The sequence below is a fragment of the Staphylococcus sp. 11262D007BW genome, from assembly GCF_053547815.1.
The window spans coordinates 817,430-838,605 of the sequence record NZ_JBPWPJ010000001.1 but is presented as its reverse complement, the minus strand read 5'-3'; the positions used below and the strand labels follow the sequence as shown (position 1 = coordinate 838,605).

General features: G+C 33.8%; 16 protein-coding genes, 2 pseudogenes and 1 riboswitch. Of the genes and pseudogenes, 4 read left to right on the top strand and 14 right to left on the bottom strand.

Features of this window, described 5'->3' with window-relative positions:
• From alr to ACEE93_RS04000, 7 genes are all read right to left on the bottom strand, one after another.
• Positions 1 to 1,071 (bottom strand): alanine racemase, encoded by a 1,071-nt coding sequence (gene alr / locus ACEE93_RS04030; protein WP_449156407.1) that lies wholly within the window; start codon positions 1,069 to 1,071, stop codon positions 1 to 3.
• Positions 1,071 to 2,222, bottom strand: coding sequence for a M20 metallopeptidase family protein (locus tag ACEE93_RS04025; RefSeq protein WP_449155997.1), 1,152 nt, complete (start codon positions 2,220 to 2,222; stop codon positions 1,071 to 1,073). The genes alr and ACEE93_RS04025 overlap by 1 nt, the downstream gene beginning before the upstream one ends.
• Positions 2,223 to 2,347: 125 nt before the next feature.
• Positions 2,348 to 3,073: a 2,3,4,5-tetrahydropyridine-2,6-dicarboxylate N-acetyltransferase gene (gene dapD / locus ACEE93_RS04020; protein WP_449155998.1), complete on the bottom strand. Its 726-nt coding sequence runs from the start codon at positions 3,071 to 3,073 to the stop codon at positions 2,348 to 2,350.
• A gap of 17 nt (positions 3,074 to 3,090) precedes the next feature.
• On the bottom strand, positions 3,091 to 3,813 hold the full coding sequence (dapB, locus tag ACEE93_RS04015; RefSeq protein WP_449155999.1) for a 4-hydroxy-tetrahydrodipicolinate reductase: 723 nt from the start codon (positions 3,811 to 3,813) through the stop codon (positions 3,091 to 3,093).
• On the bottom strand, positions 3,810 to 4,688 hold the full coding sequence (gene dapA, locus ACEE93_RS04010) for a 4-hydroxy-tetrahydrodipicolinate synthase (RefSeq protein WP_449156000.1): 879 nt from the start codon (positions 4,686 to 4,688) through the stop codon (positions 3,810 to 3,812). Before dapA ends, dapB begins: the two co-directional genes overlap by 4 nt.
• A 3-nt stretch (positions 4,689 to 4,691) precedes the next feature.
• Positions 4,692 to 5,678 carry an aspartate-semialdehyde dehydrogenase gene (locus ACEE93_RS04005; RefSeq protein WP_449156001.1) on the bottom strand — a complete coding sequence of 329 codons (987 nt, stop codon included), beginning with the start codon at positions 5,676 to 5,678 and terminating at the stop codon, positions 4,692 to 4,694.
• Between the two features lie 178 nt (positions 5,679 to 5,856).
• Positions 5,857 to 6,032, bottom strand: a riboswitch (Lysine riboswitch).
• Positions 6,033 to 6,260: 228 nt separating this feature from the next.
• Positions 6,261 to 7,874 carry an ABC-F family ATP-binding cassette domain-containing protein gene (locus tag ACEE93_RS04000; protein ID WP_449156002.1) on the bottom strand — a complete coding sequence of 538 codons (1,614 nt, stop codon included), beginning with the start codon at positions 7,872 to 7,874 and terminating at the stop codon, positions 6,261 to 6,263.
• Positions 7,875 to 8,044: 170 nt separating this feature from the next.
• Here ACEE93_RS04000 and ACEE93_RS03995 point away from each other — a divergent pair, with 170 nt between their 5' ends.
• Entirely contained in the window at positions 8,045 to 8,941 is an 897-nt protein-coding gene (locus ACEE93_RS03995) for a CvfB family protein (protein ID WP_449156003.1), read from the top strand.
• 51 nt (positions 8,942 to 8,992) lie between these two features.
• On the opposite strand, the pseudogene pepF reads toward ACEE93_RS03995, so the two are convergent.
• Positions 8,993 to 10,729 (bottom strand): annotated as a pseudogene (gene pepF, locus ACEE93_RS03990) (oligoendopeptidase F); the annotation flags it as partial.
• An 83-nt stretch (positions 10,730 to 10,812) separates the two neighbouring features.
• A pseudogene (gene ltrA / locus ACEE93_RS03985) lies at positions 10,813 to 12,099 on the bottom strand (group II intron reverse transcriptase/maturase).
• A gap of 725 nt (positions 12,100 to 12,824) precedes the next feature.
• Here ltrA and ACEE93_RS03980 point away from each other — a divergent pair.
• Positions 12,825 to 13,148 (top strand): hypothetical protein, encoded by a 324-nt coding sequence (locus ACEE93_RS03980; protein ID WP_449155000.1) that lies wholly within the window; start codon positions 12,825 to 12,827, stop codon positions 13,146 to 13,148.
• A gap of 465 nt (positions 13,149 to 13,613) precedes the next feature.
• On the opposite strand, the gene ACEE93_RS03975 is transcribed toward ACEE93_RS03980, so the two are convergent.
• Positions 13,614 to 14,867: an aminoacyltransferase gene (locus tag ACEE93_RS03975; protein WP_449154999.1), complete on the bottom strand. Its 1,254-nt coding sequence runs from the start codon at positions 14,865 to 14,867 to the stop codon at positions 13,614 to 13,616.
• A gap of 27 nt (positions 14,868 to 14,894) precedes the next feature.
• Complete coding sequence (locus ACEE93_RS03970) at positions 14,895 to 16,151, bottom strand: aminoacyltransferase (protein WP_449154998.1); 1,257 nt, start codon at positions 16,149 to 16,151, stop codon at positions 14,895 to 14,897.
• 286 nt (positions 16,152 to 16,437) lie between these two features.
• Between ACEE93_RS03970 and ACEE93_RS03965 the strand changes: the two genes are divergently transcribed.
• On the top strand, positions 16,438 to 17,529 hold the full coding sequence (locus ACEE93_RS03965) for a prephenate dehydrogenase (RefSeq protein ID WP_449156406.1): 1,092 nt from the start codon (positions 16,438 to 16,440) through the stop codon (positions 17,527 to 17,529).
• Between the two features lie 76 nt (positions 17,530 to 17,605).
• On the opposite strand, the gene ACEE93_RS03960 is transcribed toward ACEE93_RS03965, so the two are convergent.
• The 3 genes from ACEE93_RS03960 to ACEE93_RS03950 all read right to left on the bottom strand — a co-directional run bounded on the left by ACEE93_RS03960 (position 17,606) and on the right by ACEE93_RS03950 (position 20,502).
• Positions 17,606 to 18,868 (bottom strand): Y-family DNA polymerase, encoded by a 1,263-nt coding sequence (locus ACEE93_RS03960; protein WP_449154996.1) that lies wholly within the window; start codon positions 18,866 to 18,868, stop codon positions 17,606 to 17,608.
• 150 nt (positions 18,869 to 19,018) lie between these two features.
• Entirely contained in the window at positions 19,019 to 19,432 is a 414-nt protein-coding gene (locus ACEE93_RS03955) for a sporulation protein (RefSeq protein WP_449154995.1), read from the bottom strand.
• Positions 19,433 to 19,509: 77 nt separating this feature from the next.
• On the bottom strand, positions 19,510 to 20,502 hold the full coding sequence (locus ACEE93_RS03950; RefSeq protein WP_449154994.1) for an LCP family protein: 993 nt from the start codon (positions 20,500 to 20,502) through the stop codon (positions 19,510 to 19,512).
• A gap of 136 nt (positions 20,503 to 20,638) precedes the next feature.
• Here ACEE93_RS03950 and msrA point away from each other — a divergent pair, with 136 nt between their 5' ends.
• Entirely contained in the window at positions 20,639 to 21,154 is a 516-nt protein-coding gene (gene msrA, locus ACEE93_RS03945) for a peptide-methionine (S)-S-oxide reductase MsrA (protein WP_449154993.1), read from the top strand.
• Positions 21,155 to 21,176: the final 22 nt, after the last annotated feature.

Here is a 21,176-nt window from a genome sequence, read left to right as displayed (position 1 = left end):
TTAAATATACTCCTTTTGTAAAGAATTTAAATTGAGTGCACTCAGTTGTTCTGAATTTGCACCAACGCCTTTAAATGTAAAATCATCAATCCTCAAATCATTATTGTAGATGATTACTTCGTCTTCAGGTTTAACATTTTCATCAACCTCAACGAACATATGACTCATCATTAAGGCCCGAATAGGGTAGGATTGACCATTAATAATAACTTCATATTTAGAGCGCGTTCTTAAAATACCATCTCCATATCCAATATCAACGACAGCTAATTGAGTAGCGTCCTTTGTCGCGGTATACGCAAAACTATAACCACAATGTTCACCTTCATTAATTGTTCTTACTTGTATCACATTGGCCTTTACTGTAAGAGATTGCTGAAGTTGATGTCTAGGAATTTGAGCATATGGCCTAGAACCATATAATGCAATACCTAGACGAGCATGCGTATGAAATGGTAATAGCGTATCTTCTCTTAAGTAGCTCGCACTATTTTGAGCATGTATCATATCAAACTCATACCCCTCGTGAATGAGGGATTCAACAATAGTCATCCAATTATCACGTTCAGTTTCATACTCATTCCCATCAAATTTATCAGCATATCCAAAATGTGTCCACAAACCTCGTATGTTCATTTTTGGTTCAGTATTGTTTAAATGATCTTTAAGCACCGTATGAATTTCCTTTAAATCCTTCATCCCAGAACGATGTAATAAATTTTCATACTCGATATGAACATTCACATCGTAGAGTTCTTTTTTAAATGACTCATAAAAAGCTAAAGAGGGCAGCGTCACATGGATATTAAACGCCCGCAACGTATCAAATGCTGTTGTAGGATTCATTAGAAATACGGTAGCATGTGGTACTAATTGTTTAACTTTTACCGCATCATTTAAAGATGTCGTACTAAAAGTATCTATACCCGCTTTTACAAATTGATCAACAACGAACTGAAGACCATAATTATAAGCATTATTTTTCACAACTGCCATCACTTTTTGCTGTCCAATTACTTGTTGAACATTATGTTGAAAGATTGAGGCATCTACTTGCCAAGTCGCTACCATCATACCACCTCTTCAAAGTTAAATAATAAACGTTCATAGTAATTTACGACATCTATTAAATTTTTTTCATCAAAGTTAAGTGTAGGCGTGTGAAGACCAGAAACAAATGACTTTTCTTCATTTTTCACACCGACAAAGACAAAATATGAAGGGGCTACTTGCTGATAAAAGCTAAAATCTTCTCCAAATAGATAAGGTTCTTCTTGTTCTACTAGATGTTGTTGATTAAATTTAATACTATCAATCACATACTTTTTTAAAGACGGGGCATTCACGGTTGGTGGATACCCTTCAGCAAATTTAACTTCACATTGTATATCGAATAATTGTTGAACACTTAATGCAATGGTTTCCATTTTATTTTTTATCGTTTTTAAATCATTTAAATCATATGTACGGATTGTACCTTCTAAATAGCCTGATTGAGGTACAGTGTTAATGGCTTCACCTACACGGAATTGACCAATATGAACAATATTATGTTTCAAACCGCTTAAATGATAATGTTGTAATTGAGATAATTGGTTAAGGATATGTTGCATACCTTGGCCAGCAGAACGACCTTGTTCCTTATGCGCTACATGACTTGATGTACCATTTAAAAAGAAACGATACTCAGTAGCACTTGCTGTAATTTCATTATCTTTAACGATATAACTTCCTTCAGGTTCAAACGGCATAATATGTATACCGTATATTGCTTGGATATTATATTTATTTAATGCGCCAGTTTGTATGAGTAAATTTGCGCCACCCCCAGATTCTTCAGCAGGTTGAAAAATCAAAACAACATTGTGGGGAAGTTGACCTTGCTCTTGTAATGCTTTACATCTTTTACTAAATAGCATTAATGCCGTCGTATGTCCATCATGGCCACAAGCATGCATTTTGTGATCGATTTGACTTTTATAAGGGATATCATTTTCTTCATGAATAGGAAGGGCATCTATATCTGCTCTAAACGCTAATGTTTGATTCGATTGGCCTTCTAAGTAGGCAACTACACCTGTTTCAAGTGGACACTCATACAGTATATTTAATTCATCTAAAAATTGTTGAATATAACGAGTTGTTTCGAATTCTTCTAAACTTAATTCAGGGTGTTGATGTAAATGACGTCTGTGTGTTTGGACAAAATCTAATTCATTCATATTTGTCACCTCTACTAATATAAACTTTTATTACTATCATCGAATGCTATAGAAAGGGCTGGGACACAAGGGATGCATCATCTAACCATCCGCTTCATATTGTCCCAACCATTTTGCAGCATTATTTATTCAGTTTCATCTAACTTTCTTAATGCAGAAACGATTTCTCGTTTAGAATCGTCCACTTCATTAGATTGTTTAATCACTTTAGCCGGCGTACCTGCAACAACAGCACCTGCTGGTACATCTTGTGTAACAATAGCACCTGCTGCCACAATAGCACCTTCACCAACACGGACGCCTTCTAAAATAACTGCGTTTGCGCCAATTAATACATTATCTTCAATAACAACTGGATCGGCACTAGGGGGTTCAATCACACCAGCAAGTACAGCACCTGCACCCACATGAACGTTCTTACCAGTTGTCGCTCTTCCACCAAGTGTCGCATTCATATCTATCATCGTACCTTCACCAACAACAGCACCGATATTAATCGTTGCACCCATCATTACTACGGCACCATCGCCAATAGTAGCATGTTCGCGTATAAATGCGCCTGGTTCGATACGCGCATTGGTATTTAATAAATCAATTAACGGAATTGCTGAATTACGGCGATCCATTTCGATTTCTAAATCCTCAATTAACATTGCGTTTTCATCATAGAACGCTTTCCAATCTTTTGCTTCACAAAATATAACTTTAGAATGATCTGAGCCAAAAACAGTAAATGAATCAGGGAAGGTAATCTCACTAAATTCACCGTTAATATAGACCTTTAAAGGTGTTGATTTTTTTGCATCACTAATATATTGAATGATTTCTTCTGCAGAGAATTGTTGAACCATAATGATAAACTCCTTTTCTAAATAGTATCAAAAGTATAATAACCTGAATCGTATTGAATTAATCGTTGTGCAGCATTTAATGCACCATTCGCAAAGATATCTTTAGATTGCGCTTTATGTGATAAAGTAATTGTTTCATCTTTACCTGCAAAAAGGATATCGTGTTCGCCAACGATTGTACCGCCTCTTAACGTATGAACGCCAATTTCATTTTTTTCACGCTTAGCGTCCTGTTGGTCTCGATGATAGGTAGGATAAACATCCTTTCTCAATGATTCAATAATGTCATATAGTTTAACAAGCGTACCACTAGGTGCATCTACTTTTTGATTATGGTGCGCCTCAGTTAACTCAATATCGAAATCCTTTAATAATGGGACGGCAAGCTCAAGCAATTTTGATAGTACATGAACACCATAACTCATATTCGCACTAAAGAATACAGGCATTTCTGAACTTAATGACTCTAATCGTGAGGTAATCTTATCTTTTTGACCTGTTGTCGCTACCACAAGTGGTAATTTGAAGGAATCCTCTAGTAATGGTAATAATAGGTCTGGATGTGAAAAATCGATAGCTACCTCTGCATTAGGCACTTCACTAATACGATTAAAAATAGGGTAGGGAAGTGATTTATTTTGATTTTTTACAATAACACCTACAATCGTATGTCCATCTGCTTCAGCTAATCTTGCTACTCGTTGATTCATAGCCCCATATCCAATTAAAAGTATGTTCATTGCGTTTCACCTGCTTTAAATGTGTCATATGCATTTTTTAATGCTTGTTGTTCTTGTTCATTTAGTGTAACAAGAGGAAGGCGAACCTCATATTTTCCAAAACCTTCTAATGACGCAAGGTATTTAATTGGAATAGGATTAATATCCACACTCAAAGCCTCTAATAAATTAGAGATAGGTTTAAATAAGGATTTACGCGCGTTAGCATGCTCATACACATCTTGCATCGCTTGTGGAATGACATTAGCTACTACAGAAATAACACCATGTCCGCCTTTTTGATAAAATTCAACAATATTATCATCATTACCGCTATATATAGCAAACGTGTTTTCATCAACACGTGATTGTACTTCGCTTAAATAATTTAAATCATTGGTCGCATCTTTTAAGCCAACAATATATGGATTTTGACTAAGACGTTCAACTGTTTTAGGTTCAATTGTTGAATTTGTCCGAGAAGGGACATTATATAAAATAACAGGTAATTGTACTTTATTAGCTATCGTTTCAAAATGTTTAATTAACCCACGCTGACTCGTTTTTAAATAATAGGGGGTAATTAACATAATCGCATCTGCTCCTAAAGATTTAGCTCTGAGTGATGCTTCGATAGATTTTTGTGTATTATTTGTTCCTGTACCTACAATAACCGGTACGCGTGAATCATTTTCTTCAATAACCGTTTTAAGTATTTGGGTTTGTTCTTCTTCAGTTAATGTTGGATTTTCTGCTGTTGTACCATTTACTACTAAAGATTGAATATGTTGGTCAATTAGAAAATTGACTTGTTTCCGTATAGAAGGATAATCTACTTCATCATTTACAAATGGGGTAATCAAAGCAACGCCAGTTCCCTCAAACAAATGTGACATTATTTATTCTCCTTTCAAATTTAAGACTTGTTCTAGAATTTGAACAGTGTTCAGTGCAGCTCCTTTAAGTAAGTTATCAGATGTAACCCATACGTGGAATGTATTATCTAGCGACTCATCTTTTCGTATACGACCTACAAATATATCGTCTTTTCCAGTAGAATAAACGGCGAGTGGATATTTATTTTCTTCAGGTTGGTCAATTAATACGACACGATTATCCTCGTCAAATACCTTTTGAATGTCTTCAACCGTCGTCTGTTTGTCGAGCGTTACGTTAATATGCACGCTGTGACTATCTTGAACAGGTACTCTTACACAAGTAGCTGTAACATTTAAATGTGGTAAATTTAAAATCTTTCTTGTTTCATCAATCATTTTATGTTCTTCTTTTGTATAACCGTCACTTTGAAAAACATCGATATGTGGTAAAACATTATTATAAATAGGGTGCGGATAAGCTTTTGGTTCTGCGCCATTAGCACCTTCACTTAAATCTTTTTTACCTTGCACACCTGAGCCTGATACAGCTTGATAAGTTGTATAGGCAACACGTTGTAAACCAAAAGCATCTTGTAACACCTTTAATGGCACTACAGATTGAATCGTTGAACAATTAGGATTTGCGATAATACCTCGGTTAAAAGTAGGGGTATTGACTTCAGGTACAATCAAATCAATATCTTCAGCCATACGCCATTGACTCGAATTATCTACCACAATTGCACCATGTGCTTCAAAAATAGGCGCATATTGTTTGCTCGTACTTCCTCCTGCACTCATGAGCACATAATCAAACGGTTGTGCAGCACTTGATTCAGTTAACTCTTGAACAGTATAAGTATGATTTTGAAACGCTACTTCTTGACCGGCAGAACGTGCAGATGAAAAAAGTGTCAATTCATCAAACTTAATACCTTTTCGATCTAATGTTTCTAATATTTTTGTACCAACTAAACCTGTTGCTCCTACAACTGCTAATCTCGCCATAAATTCTCACTCCATATTCTTTTGTTAAACTAATACCAATTTCATATAATTCTGAAAATAACTAATACAGTCTCTATACTTCAACTTCAAAATAGGGAAGTAACTTGGTTTATTGAAAATTCCATATCTTTTTGAAGTATAAAAAAACAAGCTCGGCGTGCGAACTTGTGCGGTTGATTACAAGTGATGCACTCCATTATTAATCATAATGACAGACCCTTAGCTCTTAACCGTAGCGTCCAATAAACAAACGCTGCAACGTTTATTTATTTCGGCATCTCACCCTTTCAGTAAATAGTGCTTGCAGACATAAGACATTTACTTAATCATGATCGATGCGCCTCATCAACAATATTTAATTGTTTATGAATAGTATTATACATAGCTTGGTATATATTGTAAACACAAAAATCCTAAATTTTAAAATTTACTGACAATTAATGAGGTAAAATAATCTTTAATAGGGCATAAAACGAGGCTGAGACATAAACTATTTAAGTGCTAAGAAACCAATTAATGGTATCTTAAAGCAAGAACGTGTCTCAACCTCGTTACAATACAGACTAATAGATGATTAATGTACTATGATTTCGCCTTAACCAGTACACCTTTTTCTTCTAAATAAGATTCATACGAAATTTCTTTAGATAATCCGCCTTCAACATCTAAATCAATGACGCGATTAGCGATTGTATTTATAAATTCAAAGTCATGTGATGTGAAAATAATAGACCCTTTAAACGATTTTAATCCTTCATTCACTGATGTGATACTTTCTAAGTCCAAGTGGTTCGTAGGTTCATCAAGTAATAATACGTTCGCATTAGAAAGCATCATTTTACTTAACATACAACGAACCTTTTCACCACCTGATAAAACGTCGGCTTTTTTCTTAACTTCTTCGCCGCTAAATAACATACGTCCTAAAAAGCCACGTAAAAATGTTTCAGTTTGCTCATCTTCTGGTGCATATTGACGTAACCAGTCAACTAAGTTCATATCTACACCGTCAAAGTAATCTGAGTTATCTTTAGGGAAGTAGGCTTGTGATGTCGTCACACCCCATTTAACCGAACCTTCATCTGGCTCCATTTCACCAGCTAATATTTTTAATAAAGTCGTTTTAGCAATTTCACTTTGACCGATTAAAACGGCTTTATCATTTGGATTCATAGTAAATGAAATATTATCTAATACTTTTTCACCATCAACCGTTTTCGATACATTATTAACGAAAAGTAAATCATTACCGATTTCACGTTCAGGTGTGAATTTAACGTAAGGATAACGGCGTGATGAAGGTTGAATATCATCAAGTTCAATTTTTTCAAGTTGTTTTTTACGACTTGTTGCCTGTTTAGATTTTGAAGCATTAGCAGAAAATCGTGCAATGAAGTCTTGAAGCTCTTTAATTTTTTCTTCTTTCTTTTTATTTTGTTCTTGCGCCATTTTTTGAGCAAGTTGACTTGATTGATACCAAAAATCATAGTTACCAACATAAACTTTAATTTTACCATAGTCTAAGTCAGCGATATGTGTACATACATTATTTAAAAAGTGGCGGTCATGTGAAACAACGATTACCGTATTTTCAAAGTTAATTAAAAAGTCTTCTAACCAGCTGATGGCTTGAATATCTAATCCGTTGGTAGGCTCGTCTAGTAATAAAACATCTGGATCACCAAAAAGACTTTGAGCAAGTAATACTTTAACTTTTTGGTTATTTTCAAGTTCTGACATGTTTTTATCATGAAGTTCTGCAGGAATACCTAAACCTGAAAGTAATGTAGCAGCGTCTGCCTCTGCATTCCAACCGTTCATCTCTGCAAATTCACCTTCAAGTTCAGCAGCTCGAATACCATCTTCATCACTAAAGTCTGGTTTCATATAAATCTCATCTTTTTCTTTCATCACTTCAAAAAGACGTTCATGTCCTTTGATTACCACATCTAAAACACGCTCGTCTTCATATGCGAAGTGATCTTGTTTTAATACAGCTAAACGTTCATCTTTACCTAATGAAACGTGTCCTGTTTGGGAATCGATTTCCCCAGATAATATTTTTAAAAATGTTGATTTACCAGCACCATTAGCGCCAATCAAACCATAACAATTGCCAGGTGTAAATTTAATATTGACGTCTTCAAACAATTTACGATCTCCAAAACGTAAACTGACATCTGTAACTTGTAACATGTATTTGCTCCTTTAATTATGATATAGTAATGGATGCATTATATCATATTCATTAATGACTTTCGATAGGTTGATAAATAAGCATTTTAAATAGCAAATATTAACTTTGGATATCTATAAATCTTTTACCATGTTATAATAGCGATATTATAAGGAAAGAGGAGTACATTATGTCTTTTAAAGAACAAGAAATCGCAGGGACAATCACATTTTTAGAGGTTAAATCAATAGAAGGGTCAACGTATATTTTAGAAGGCCCGAATAAAGAAACTGTTAAATTAAATCAATCTGAAATTGAAGAAGATGATGTGCTAGAAATAGGGGAGTCATATAGCTTCTTCATTTATCCTAACCGTTCAGGAGATTTATTTGCGACACAAAACATGCCTGATATTGTTGTAGGACGCTATGACTTTGTCCGCGTGTTAAGTACTGATCGCGAAGGGGCAAGGCTAGATATCGGTTTACCAAGAGAAGTACTCATACCTTGGGAAGATTTACCAAAAATTAAGTCTTTATGGCCTCAAAAAGGCGATTATGTATTATGTACTCTACGTATTGATCGCGAACGACAAATGTTTGCTAGATTAGCTTCTGAAACGACCGTCCAACAAATGTATACCCCTATCAAAGATGACAGTTTTCATAATCAAGTCCTTAATGCACGACCATATCGCTTACTTAAAGTAGGAACATTTTTACTCTCTGAAGATGGCTACAAAATCTTTGTGCATGAGTCAGAAAGAAAAGAAGAACCAAGATTGGGTGAGCGTCTCGAAGTACGTATCATAGGGCACAATGATAAGGGAGAACTAAATGGATCATTCTTACCTTTAGCACACGAACGATTAGACGATGATGGGGAAGTAATATTTAATTTACTTGTAGAATACGACGGGGAATTGCCATTTTGGGATAAATCTAGTCCAGAAGCCATTAAAGAAGTATTTAATATGAGTAAAGGGGCATTTAAACGTGCCATCGGTCATTTATATAAAAAACGTTTAATTAATATTGAGACTGGTAAAATTTCATTAACTAAAAAAGGTTGGTCTCGTGTTGAGTAATCAATTTAAAAGAAGTTAGGGGAAAAATCCTCTAACTTCTTTTTTTATCATTTATGATTTTGCTTCGATTTCGTCTGTTAATGATTCTAATTCAGTTACAAGTTGATCTATGAATTGAATAGTTTCTTTTAACGGTTTATCACTTGTTAAATCTATATTAACCATTTGAGCTAGTTCAAGTGGGGACTTACTGCCTCCAGCTTTTAATACTTCAATCCATTCCTCAACAGCACTTTGTCCTTCATCTTTAATACGTTGGGCCATAATTGTACCTATTGTTAATCCTGCAGAATAAGTATAAGAATATAATCCCATATAATAGTGAGGTTGTCTCATCCAAGTTAACTCAGCACCAGATGTTATGTTTACATCCTCTCCCCAAAATGATTCAATGACATTTCTTTTAATCTCATTTAAAATAGGAGCATTGAGTGATTCACCATTATCGACGCGACGATAAACTTCTCGTTGATAGGTTGCTTCTAAAAGGTGAGTAACCATATTGTGATAATATGTGCGCGCCAAAATAGAACCGATTGCCCAACGTTTAAATTTCAAATCGTCACTTTGTTTTAATAAATAATCTAACATTAACATTTCATTCATAGTCGAAGGGGCCTCAACGAAGTACATAGAAGCTTCGGATTGTAAAAAGTTTTGATGGTTCTGCGCGAACATAAAATGACCAGCATGTCCTAATTCATGTACCAACACAAATGCTTCCGTCATTTTTCCAGTCCAAGAAATAAACACATAACTGTGAGATGCATAAGGACTTGCACAATACGCGCCCGTTTCTTTTCCTTTATTCTGTGGAAAGTCTATCCATCTTTCTGCATATGCATCGTCTAACATTTTAGTATACTCTTGACCAAGGATACTTAGTGCACCGTAGATATAATCTTTAGAAGCGTCAATGGTAATAGTTGGTTCGAAGGTAGGGTCTACCGAAATTTTTAAATCCTCAAATCTCATGTCTTCTAACTGATTTGTACGTTTTATAATTTTTGCGTAACGACGCATGACCGGCGCTAAGTCAGACATAATGACATCAATTTGGCGATGATACATCTCAGGTGTTACATCTTGTTCTTCTAATAAAAAGTCAATAACTGAATCATAACCGCGCAATGTCGCAATACGCTTTTCATTTTGAACATGATTATTGTATACAGCAGCAGTGGTATGCTGATATTGACGGATACGTTTGCTAAAATGTTTAAAACTCTCACGACGAATAGCGGTATCTTCGTGATCTTCGTATATACCTTCAAACGTTGTATAATCCATATCAAAGTGTTGGCCATCTACTTCAAATTGACCAAAATCAATATCCAACATTTTTGTAATGCCATAAATATGACTTGGTGCTTCTAATGCTTGAGATAAATTAGCTATTGTTTCTTCAGCTTTTGGATGTAAGCGATACGGTTGACGTTTCTTTAACGATTTTAAATAAGCTGAATAATCTAATGTATTAATAGCTTCTTGAAGTAAATCTTCGTCGAGTTCGAGTAGCTCAGCTTCAACAAATGTTAACTGACTCATTATCGTGCCATAGTTAGACGTAAATAGGGCTTCTAAGCGTTGGCGTTCTGCATTGGTAGTTTCCACTGAACATTGTAAAGTAGCATAATTAGCTGCACGATCAATTTCAATTAAAAGATCATTATAATCATCTAATGCATTTTTAATCGTTTCTATATCATTTAGCTTATGTTCATATGCTTCCTTAAACTGTTGTGCTTTAGTCACAAGTTCATTAATAGCAACTTCATAATCTCTTGGTGTACGAATCGAGTAGGAGAATAACCATTATTTGGTTATTCGTCCTCTCACACCACCGTGCGTACGGTTCCGTACACGGCGGTTCAATATCTTGCGTAAGCCAGCTCTGCGAGGTGGACTAAAGGTATTAGTCCCCACTCGTAGAGTTGTTTTGTTGTAAGCGCACGATGGACTTCTTTTACACTTGAGAGTCGCCAATACTTCTTACGTGATTGTGAAACTCTCATTGCGCTATCATGGTCAAGTCCATATTTACGTAACATTTTGTATTTTGTTTTCGTTTTCTTCCATCTTTTAAGAATCAGTTGTCTAATACGACGGTTTAGCCATGATTGTACTTTTGTTAAAAAGCCTTTAATAAACCCTCTACCAAAATAATTTATCCACCCTCGAGTCACTTGATTGATTTCTGTTATAATCTGTCTGAAGGTACCTGGTCTATTTCGTTTCGTTAGGCGTCTTAAGGAGCGTTTTAAACTTCTTTTTGCTTCCATAGTCGGTCTGAAACGATAAATGCCATTTACTTTGGTCATTAGACAACTCAAGAACTTTAAACGTGTGACTGCACCTACCTTGCTCTTTTCCTTATTTACAATAAGTTTAAGATCCTTTTCGATGAATTTTGTCACACTCTCCATAACACGTTGGCCTGCTCGTTTTGAACGCACAAAGATGACGAAGTCATCAGCGTAGCGAATAAAACGATGTCCACGTTTTTCCAGTTCTTTATCTAATTCATGCAGATAGATGTTACATAATAGCGGCGATATAACGCCACCTTACGGTGCACCGATTTCTTTATTCTTGTAGTTACCATTGAGGTCAATGGCACCAACTTGTAGACTTCTACGAATGAACTTAGAAATAGTTTTATCCTGGATATGACGCTCAAATAGATACATTAACTTGTCATGATTTAACATATCAAAACATTGTTTTAAGTCGCAGTCGACTGCGACTGAATAACCTTCTTCATAGTATAATGCACATTGCTTCAATGCAGTACCTGTACTACGATTTGGTCTGAAACCATGACTGTGATTTGAAAATGTACGGTCAATTTTAGGTTCAATGACTTGTTTAATGGCTTGTTGGATAACTCTATCTCTTGCGACAGGAATACCCAACACTCATTTTTTCCCATTTGATTTTGGGATTTCAACTTTCCTTACTGCTTGTGGTTTGTATGTACCATCAAGCAGTTTCTTTCGAATTTGAGGAAAGTACTGCGAGAAGTGCCTATTCAAGTCACTAACACTCATACCATCAATTCCAGGTGCACCTTTGTTCTTTCTCACTTTCTTAATTGCTTTTTCAATGTTGTTTGGTCTTACAACAAGTTCCATCAAAGATGGAGACTCACGATACATTTCTTTCATTTCACCTAAGATTTACTGTACACACTTATATATCCTTTTTTCGTTCCACTACTTATCTTTCTATAAGTTGCCGGTATAAACCGTTTTCTGCACACCGTAAATCTATAACCTCCATTCTTTACTTTGTATTTAATATTGTTCAGTCCTTCGATATGTTTATACCTACTATGACTTCTGCTGATTTCTCATAATTCGTTGTTACTACGATTCTACGAATCGCTTATGAGACCTCCCCGGGTAAGGTGTAACCTCTTTCCACTCATGTCACCACATCATTTACTATATAGAACTCGGGTAGTATAGGACTTTATCTTGTATAGCAGATTCATCCATTCTACATAGCCTTAGTATGATGTTTCTGTTCGTCAGTGCGAGTGTTTGCGTCCGACTTCCTTCAGATTCCACTTCGCAGTGGACACCCTTGTCCTTCGCTAACAGTTCCTACTACCAAGCCTGTAACGGACTTTCACCGTCAAGATGTTACCCATGCCGGGCGCACTATAAATCAGTGAGATCCCATTGTTCATGCTGAGGAACCTCAGATCTTAATGGTAATTTTTGTGACATTATAATTCCTCCTTTAATATCGTTAGTCATTTAACTTTATTATACACTATTGACACATTTCACTAAAAAAGTCTTTAAAACGCTATAATTTTGTCGTTACAATCAGTATAATACTAGTCAAGATATCCAATCTATAAGGGAGGCTTACAATGTCGATATTTGATTTTCCAAACTTTTTATGGATTTCATTGCTTGCAATGCTAATATTAACTTTATTTTGTACATTAGTACTAAATCGATGGTTTATAGCAGCTGTAATTAGTTTTATTGTACTAGGCATTTTAGCTTTTTTAATGCCAAATTTTTACGATATTACATATAAACCATTATTAGGATATGCTGCATTTGTAGCTGTTATAAGTTTAATCATAAGTGTTTTATTATGGTACTTTACACGTGATTGGCGTAAAAAGCGTCAAATGAAAAAATATGAAAAAGAACGTGCAGCTTTTGAAAAAAGACATCATCCTTAATCTCGGTAAAAGTCAGTTAATTTAAAACTGGCTTTTATTTATATCTGAAATTGATGTAGTAGAGCAATGATAAGCAAAATACCTAGAATTATCTTAGTATATATAACTTCCTATAATATATATTATGTAAACTAATATTCGAATTTAAAATTTCAGTTTCTATTATCAAATTGTTTCGTTTAAATTATAGCTTTCTTATAACACGTTAACAATGTGCGCAATTCACCATATTACATAACGTATTGTATTACCATTACGGTTATGTATTAACTCCTGTCTACGATTCTTCATATAAGTACATTCATTATATTACATCACTTTATCTTTTAGTTTGTGATCAACGTTTTATTTTAGAACTTCCTTAATATGAGGGTATTTACCCTTTGAGTTTACATAATATATTTACAATCTACTTTTAAAATAAAACAAAAACAACAATCAAATGTTGATTGTTGTTTGATTTGCTTACTTTTTAATTTGTCTAAGTTTATTCGCTGCTTTAAATAAGAAGAATTTAAACTTATTAATTGGTTTGTAAAAATCGCCAATTAACTCTTCAATTGTCACATTGAAGCCTCTTTTAAAGCGATATACGCCATAATCCTCACTGTTTTCAGTAAAATCACCTGATAAACCGTAAAAATTATAACGTTCATAACCATGTTCAAAACAATAGTTAATCATAAACCAATGAAGTCCATATGGCCCCATAAAGTGATTATATTTCTTACTTGAACCACCTGCGAAATAATTAATTTCGTAAGCATTTGCAAAGAATATACCAGAAGCTAGATTTAAAATATTACCATCTGTTTTTTGTAGTTCGCTTGCTTTGAGTAATTCTTTTTGATCATGATCAATTTCTTTATCTAATTCCGCAATTTTATTTAATTGCTTATCTGACTTATTTTCTTTAGCCATCATTTGATCTCGGCGTTGCTCTTTATCATTAATATTGTGTTGTAATGTCGTGATATATTCTTCTAAATCAATATAAGCCATTGGTATAAGTATTTTTGAACCATAATGATCCACGAAATTTTTGAAATAGTCATCATCTTTTGCAATAAACTCGTGACGTTCTTGAGTTTCATGATATAAATCAAGAAATTCATCTAATTCATCATGTTTTAAAAATCTCACTTTGATGCCAAAATTTTTCGCCTTATTCACATTACGCTTACGTTGACTATCAAACTTTTTCTTAATTGAAGCCGGTGTTTGATTTTTTAAATTTAACACACCCATCCAACGTGCCTGACTAGAACTGTCATATTGCGTCGTAAAGCCATGGTGTTCATATCCGTGTGATTTAAACAATTGCACGATTTTGTCATTGGCTTCATTTTTCAACGGATGGATATCTTTATTATATATTTGATATATCCAATAAGGGTCCATTTTTACATATAAACATTTATTTTTATGTAAATAAATATCCAATTCTTTTAAATAAAAATCAACTAACCCTAAATCACTATAATCCATTACTGGACCACGGTTTGAATAATAAACGTAACTTCCCATTGTAGGGATTTTGGAAAATAAACTTGCCGCTAAGACTTGATTGTTATCATCTTTAACACCCAATATGACTACTTTAAAGCCGTCCGCCTCACGCGTTGCTATATTTTCCTTAACCTGAAAATAATGACTTTCAAGTGTTGGTTTTTGAACAAATTGGTCGTATTCCTCTACTGTCAGTTCTGTAAATTTCATACCAATCAAATCCCTTTCTTCATTTACTCATGATTTCTTTAATTGTTTTAATTTAGAATAAATTGCATATAATGGCTTATTAATTGGCTTAATAAAATCACCTACATATTCAATTACATCTGCATTATACCCTTTCTTAAATTTAATCACGCCAGCATCTTCTGCATCTTCAGAAAAGTCACCACTAACGCCATAAAAGTTATATCTTGGTATATTATGGTTGATCGCATATTGAATCATTTCCCATTGAATCGCATAACTACCCGCAAAATGACGGAATTCGTTGGCAGTTCCACCTGCATAGTATACGACTTCAAAAGGATTAATGATAAAGAAACCAGCAGAAATTGGTAACTCATCCCCGTGTTCTTCTTGTAGATTTTTTGCTTCTGCTACTTTATCTTGATTTGCTTCAAGTTGTTGCGTTAAGTTTTTCTTTTTATTATGTGCTTTTTTATTATCTGGACGCTTCTCAATGTCTTTATCGGCTTTATCAATTTCCTTTTGTAATCCAGCTGCTTCAGTTTGTAATTCCTCAATGTAATCAGGAAAATTAATATAAGCTAATGGCACTAAGACACGATCTTTATAATGTTTAAGGCGATGATAATAGAAATCATCTTCTCGGTCGACAAAATCTTTTGTTTCTGTAGTATCTTTCATGAAGTTTCTAAATATATAAAGTTCATCTTCATCTAAAAAGCGAACTTTCACACCATTTTTTTGAACTTTTTTTGTATTTCTTTTTCTTAAGCTATCCATTTGGTTTAATACGTCTTTAGATGTTTTTCCTCGTAAGTCTAATACGGAATGGAAACGGATTTGTCTGACTGTATCAAAGCCAGTAATAAATCCTTCGTGCTCATAGCCTAATTCATCTAATTTATCGAAAATCCATTCGTTATTATAACGTTCAATGACTTCCCCATCATGATTTCTTTTTAATAAAGGTAAATATGGATCGACTCTTAAAAATAAACCTTTATATTTTTTGATATACTTTTCCAATTCATGGAAAAAGAAATGGACTAATTCCTTATTTTCAAAGTCGATTACCGGACCTCTATTTGAATAAAAATATTTAAAATATTTCATCACTGGCACTGCAGTCAATAAACAAGCTGCAAGTACTCTGTTTTGATTATCTTTAATACCAACTAAATGTGTTTCTACACCTTCAGCGACTTTTAATTCATAATTTCCAATCATTTGAGTGAAATGGCTGTATGGCATATTATCAACAAACTCACCAAATTCAGCCGTCGTTAAATTTGTAAACTTCATTCTTTTTCTCCTACTTTATCATTTCTCTATTCTTATACTCTCGTAGTATTTTTCTATGGTTTTCATATATATATTAACTTATTCAATTCGATTAAGCCAATGTGACGATAGTCGATTATAACATATTTACAGTATGAATGTTATTTTTTTCACTTTAGATTTCCCCTTAATTGTTTCGATTATTTATTGAGTTACTTTATCTCTTTACATTATTTAAGTTCATTTCCTTGCCTCAATATCTATTACAATGTTAAAATGTCAGAAATTTTAAAATAAGGGTGATGCTATGAAAAATATTTTCATTGTAGGTCTTGGATTAATTGGTGGTAGCTTAGCGAGCAACTTAAAATACTATTATCAGCACTTTAACATTACTGCTTATGACGCCAATCCTATACAAACCGAACGTGCAGCTTCTATAGGCATAATAGACGAAGCCATTCATCATTATGAGCAAGGAGTTAATGAAGCGGATATTATTATTTATGCAACCCCTGTTCAAACGACTACCCAATATTTAAATGAATTACACACACTAAACACAAAATCTGGATTAATTGTTACCGATACTGGTAGCACTAAGATGTCTATAGCGTCTTTTGAAGAACATTTACTTCAATATGATATTCATTTAATTGGTGGTCATCCCATGGCCGGGAGTCATAAGAGTGGCGTGCTTAATTCTAAAAAACATCTTTTTGAAAATGCATTTTATATATTAACTTATCACCTATCCCAGAACGAGTTCGCCTATCATATTATTGTTGATTTATTAAAATATACGAAAGCTAAAATGATTAGATTGGATGCAGATGAGCATGATTTTATGACCGGCGTTGTAAGTCATGTACCACATATTATGGCTTCATCATTAGTACATATTAATATTCAAAATCATTCAGAACACACACTGATTAAAGAGTTAGCTGCAGGTGGATTTCGTGATATTACTCGTATTGCTAGTAGTCACCCTCAAATGTGGAAAGACATTATAATCGAAAACAAATCTCATATTTTAACGATTCTAAATCAACTACAAACGCAAGTTTCTAATGTCATTGATGCCATTTCATCAAACAACCAAGACGATTTACTTCAATTTTTTCAAGAAGCAAAATCATATCGTGATACGTTACCGGTTAAAAAGCAAGGTGCCATGTTAAGTTCATTTGACTTATATATCGACATCCCCGATAAAGCAGGTATGATTTCAAAAATTACTTCTATCCTAAGTTTACATAATATTTCTATTAGTAACTTAAAAATTTTAGAAGTTCGGGAAGATATCTATGGCGCTTTACGTATTAGCTTTAAAAATGCAACTGATAGAGACAAAGCAATCAATGCTTTATCAGACTATCATACCTATATCGCATAATAATTATGTGCAATCATTTCAATCCTATTTGAGATGATTGCTTTTTAATAGTATGGACCTCCTAGAGTTAACTTTGTTACATTTTATGTCCGGCCATTAATCCTAATCTTCCATGTTTAGTTCCTGCTTCAGTATACGAAACTGCTTTAGATACAATCCCTTTTCCATATTTTTGTTGTAATTCATCGATGGTTTTGGCTAATTTTTCTTCTCTTTCTCGTTGGAATTCATCAACGAATAAATTTAATTGGCGTTGATTTTCAGACGTGAATTGTGTCAATGAAATACTTAGAGTACGATATAAAGCTTGGTGATCACACAACTTATCAGCCATTTTTTCTACTATTTGATAAATCTCCTGATTTAAATTAGTACCTGTGCTTAAAGTATATTGCTTTCCTACGTGCCCCCCTTCTTTATAACCAAAAGAAAATGCGATGGTTTTGGCCAATTGCTTTCGTGCTCTTAAACGACTTGTAACGTCTTCTATCAACTCTTGCATTACGACCTTACAATCGTCGTATGTATAGTCACGCATCAATATTTGACTCTTACATAATGATGGTGTCATAGTATGGTAAGTTTCGTTTAATCTACTACGGTCAACCCCATTTGCATGTAAATGTAAATCTGTACCAATCACACCTAAATCTCTTTTTAAAAAACGATATGGATAATGTGCTAACTGGCCGATATTAAAAATACCTTTTTTATTTAACCGTCGTTCTGTGCGATGACTTATGCCCCAAAATTGGTTTAATGGTGTAATGGACCATACTTTATTAGGCACATCTTTATATCGCCACTCTGCAATTAAATCCTTATTATGTTTAGCCTCATTATCTAAAGCAATTTTACTTAATAAAATATTGGACCCAATACCAATGGCACATTGAATCCCTGTTTCTTCTAAAATTTCTTTCGTTAAACGTTGGCAAAAAGCATACAAAGTTGTACTAAACAAATGGAAACTATCTGTTACATCCATAAAAAATTCGTCAATACTATATTGATGTAAGTCTTCTGCTGGAATATATCTTAAAGCAATGCGAGATATTTGAAGCGATACTTCCAAATATTTACGCATACTCGGATTGATAATGTATATATCATTACGATGAGGCATTTCAAATAAACGAGACCCTGTTTTAATACCTAACTTTTTTAATGCTGGTGTTGCAGCTAATACTACTGATCCTTGTCTTTTAGTATCTGCAACGACTGCCAATTTCGTTGTTAATGGATCTAAACCTTTTTCTATACAAGAAACGCTTGCAAAGAAACTTTTCTGGTCAACGCATAAAATATCTCTATCTTCTAATAAATGATAATCATACATTGTAACTCACCTCTACTGTATTCCTCTTAATACCATTATATACGAACAAGTGTTCTTATTTCAATATAAAAGAGAATAAATGTTCTTGTTAGATGTAAAAAAAAGAGTTGAGATATCTTGTATCTCAACTCTTATCTATGATTCATAGTATTAATCGTTTCTCACATACGGAATAACCGCTTCGACTTCTTCATCTAGTCCTAAACCTATATATACATGTGTCTTCAAATAAACATGGCTTTTTTTAGATTTAAACTTTAAATTTTCTGGTTTAAAGCGAAAGTCGATCGTCTTATTTTCTTCAACTTCTAATGTAAACGTATCGTCAATGATGAACTGGTCTAATTCGTTTTCCAAATGCGTAAATTCGCTTGTCTCATCATCATTCTTATACTTTTCAATAATTGAAAGTGCAATGTGCGTGACTTTCTGACTACTTTGTCCTGCTTTTAAAATAAGACTACCACTTATCTCATCCGTAACTTGATATTGCTGTTGATTAAGATGAATAAATACTTTCATGCCATTAATACCTAAAGATGTAATAATATTGTCAAAGCCCATAATTCTCCACCTTTGTTTGTTATATTTACTCTTATCTTATCTATTTTTAATGTTGTAATGCAATACCTTTTTTTAAATTACTTTTTAGATTTATGATTATCCTCGTTGAAAAACTTTTGTATCTCTTTTTTATTCATTTCTTTATCAATACCTAAAGCTGAACCACCATCGTTAGTCGTCACGTTTTCATAACTATTCTTAACAGGCACACTTAAAGTTTGAATATCTTTATCGCCGCGTAAAGCAAAATTAATACCCGTTTGATAAATTGTAACATCTGGCATATTGGTACTAACGTAGCCGCGCATAATCCCTGCTAATTTAGGTGCTTTAAATATAGAATCTACACTTAGTAACTCCTGTTTTAAAGCAGAAATCACTTGTTGTTGACGACGTACGCGACCAAAGTCACCCTCTTCATCATTACGAAAGCGTGCATAACCAAGTAATTCTTTACCATTTAGGCGATGTTGTCCTTTTTTCAAAGAAACACCAATTTTTTCAGACATATCTTTTTCAACATTAATAGGTACCCCATTAGGCGCAAGCTCATCAATCATTGCTTCAAACCCTTTAAAATCTAAAATTGCATAATACTCTGGAGAAATACCTAAGTTTTCTTTCAATGTTTTTCTTAAAAGTTCAGGACCCCCTAAAGAAAAGGCAGTATTGATTTTATAACTATTGTAGCCCGGAATATCCGCATAAATATCACGCATCACAGAAACGATTTTCATATCTTTATGAATATAGTCATATTGCGCAACCATGATAGAATCGGTACGGGATATACCTCCATCTTCTCGATCGGCTCCTAATATTAACACAGTTGCTTTACCATCATTCCTAGATTCACCATTAAATTTATATAACTTTGGTGCTTGACCTTTATCTTTAGCAACCTCAAATCCGGATTTATAACTTGAAATACTATATGTAATCATAATAACTATAATGAGGATCAACGCTAAAATAATAAAAGGTAACTTTCTTAATCTCCGCTTCTTTTTTCGTTTTCTATAGTGAGGTGCTGTCGTTTTACTTCTTGTTTTATAATTATTTTCTGCCATCGTACCAACCTTATATCTTCAAAATTGAGTATCTATGTAATATAATAAATACACATTAACGTTATATAAATATTTTTTAAAAATCAAGTGATAACTGTAATAATTAGACTAAAGCCTTAGTAGAAAGGGTGTTATGATGAATATTAATACCGCATATTTTGCAGGTGGTTGTTTTTGGTGTATGACCAAACCATTTGATGAACAAGACGGCATTGAAAAAGTGGTTTCTGGTTATATGGGTGGACATATTGATCAGCCTACATATGAGGACGTAAAATCAGGAAAAAGTGGCCATTATGAAACAGTCAAAGTTGAATACGACGTGGCATTATTCTCGTATCATAAATTACTGGAAATCTTTTTTTCTGTTATTGACCCTACCGACGATGAGGGACAATTTCAAGATCGAGGCAGTCAATATCGCACTGCTATCTTCTATACAAATGAAGATCAAAAAGAAATGGCCGAAAAGTATATTCAATCACTTCAAAATACAATCGATCATGATAAAGCAATTGCTACTAAAGTCCTTCCTGCTTCAACATTTTATGAAGCAGAAGCGCATCATCAAGACTTTTATAAAAAACAGCCTGAACGTTTTCAACAACAAGAAGAAGAACGTCAACAATATGCTCAAAATCATTTAAACTAAAATAAAAGGTTTCTTACACTAT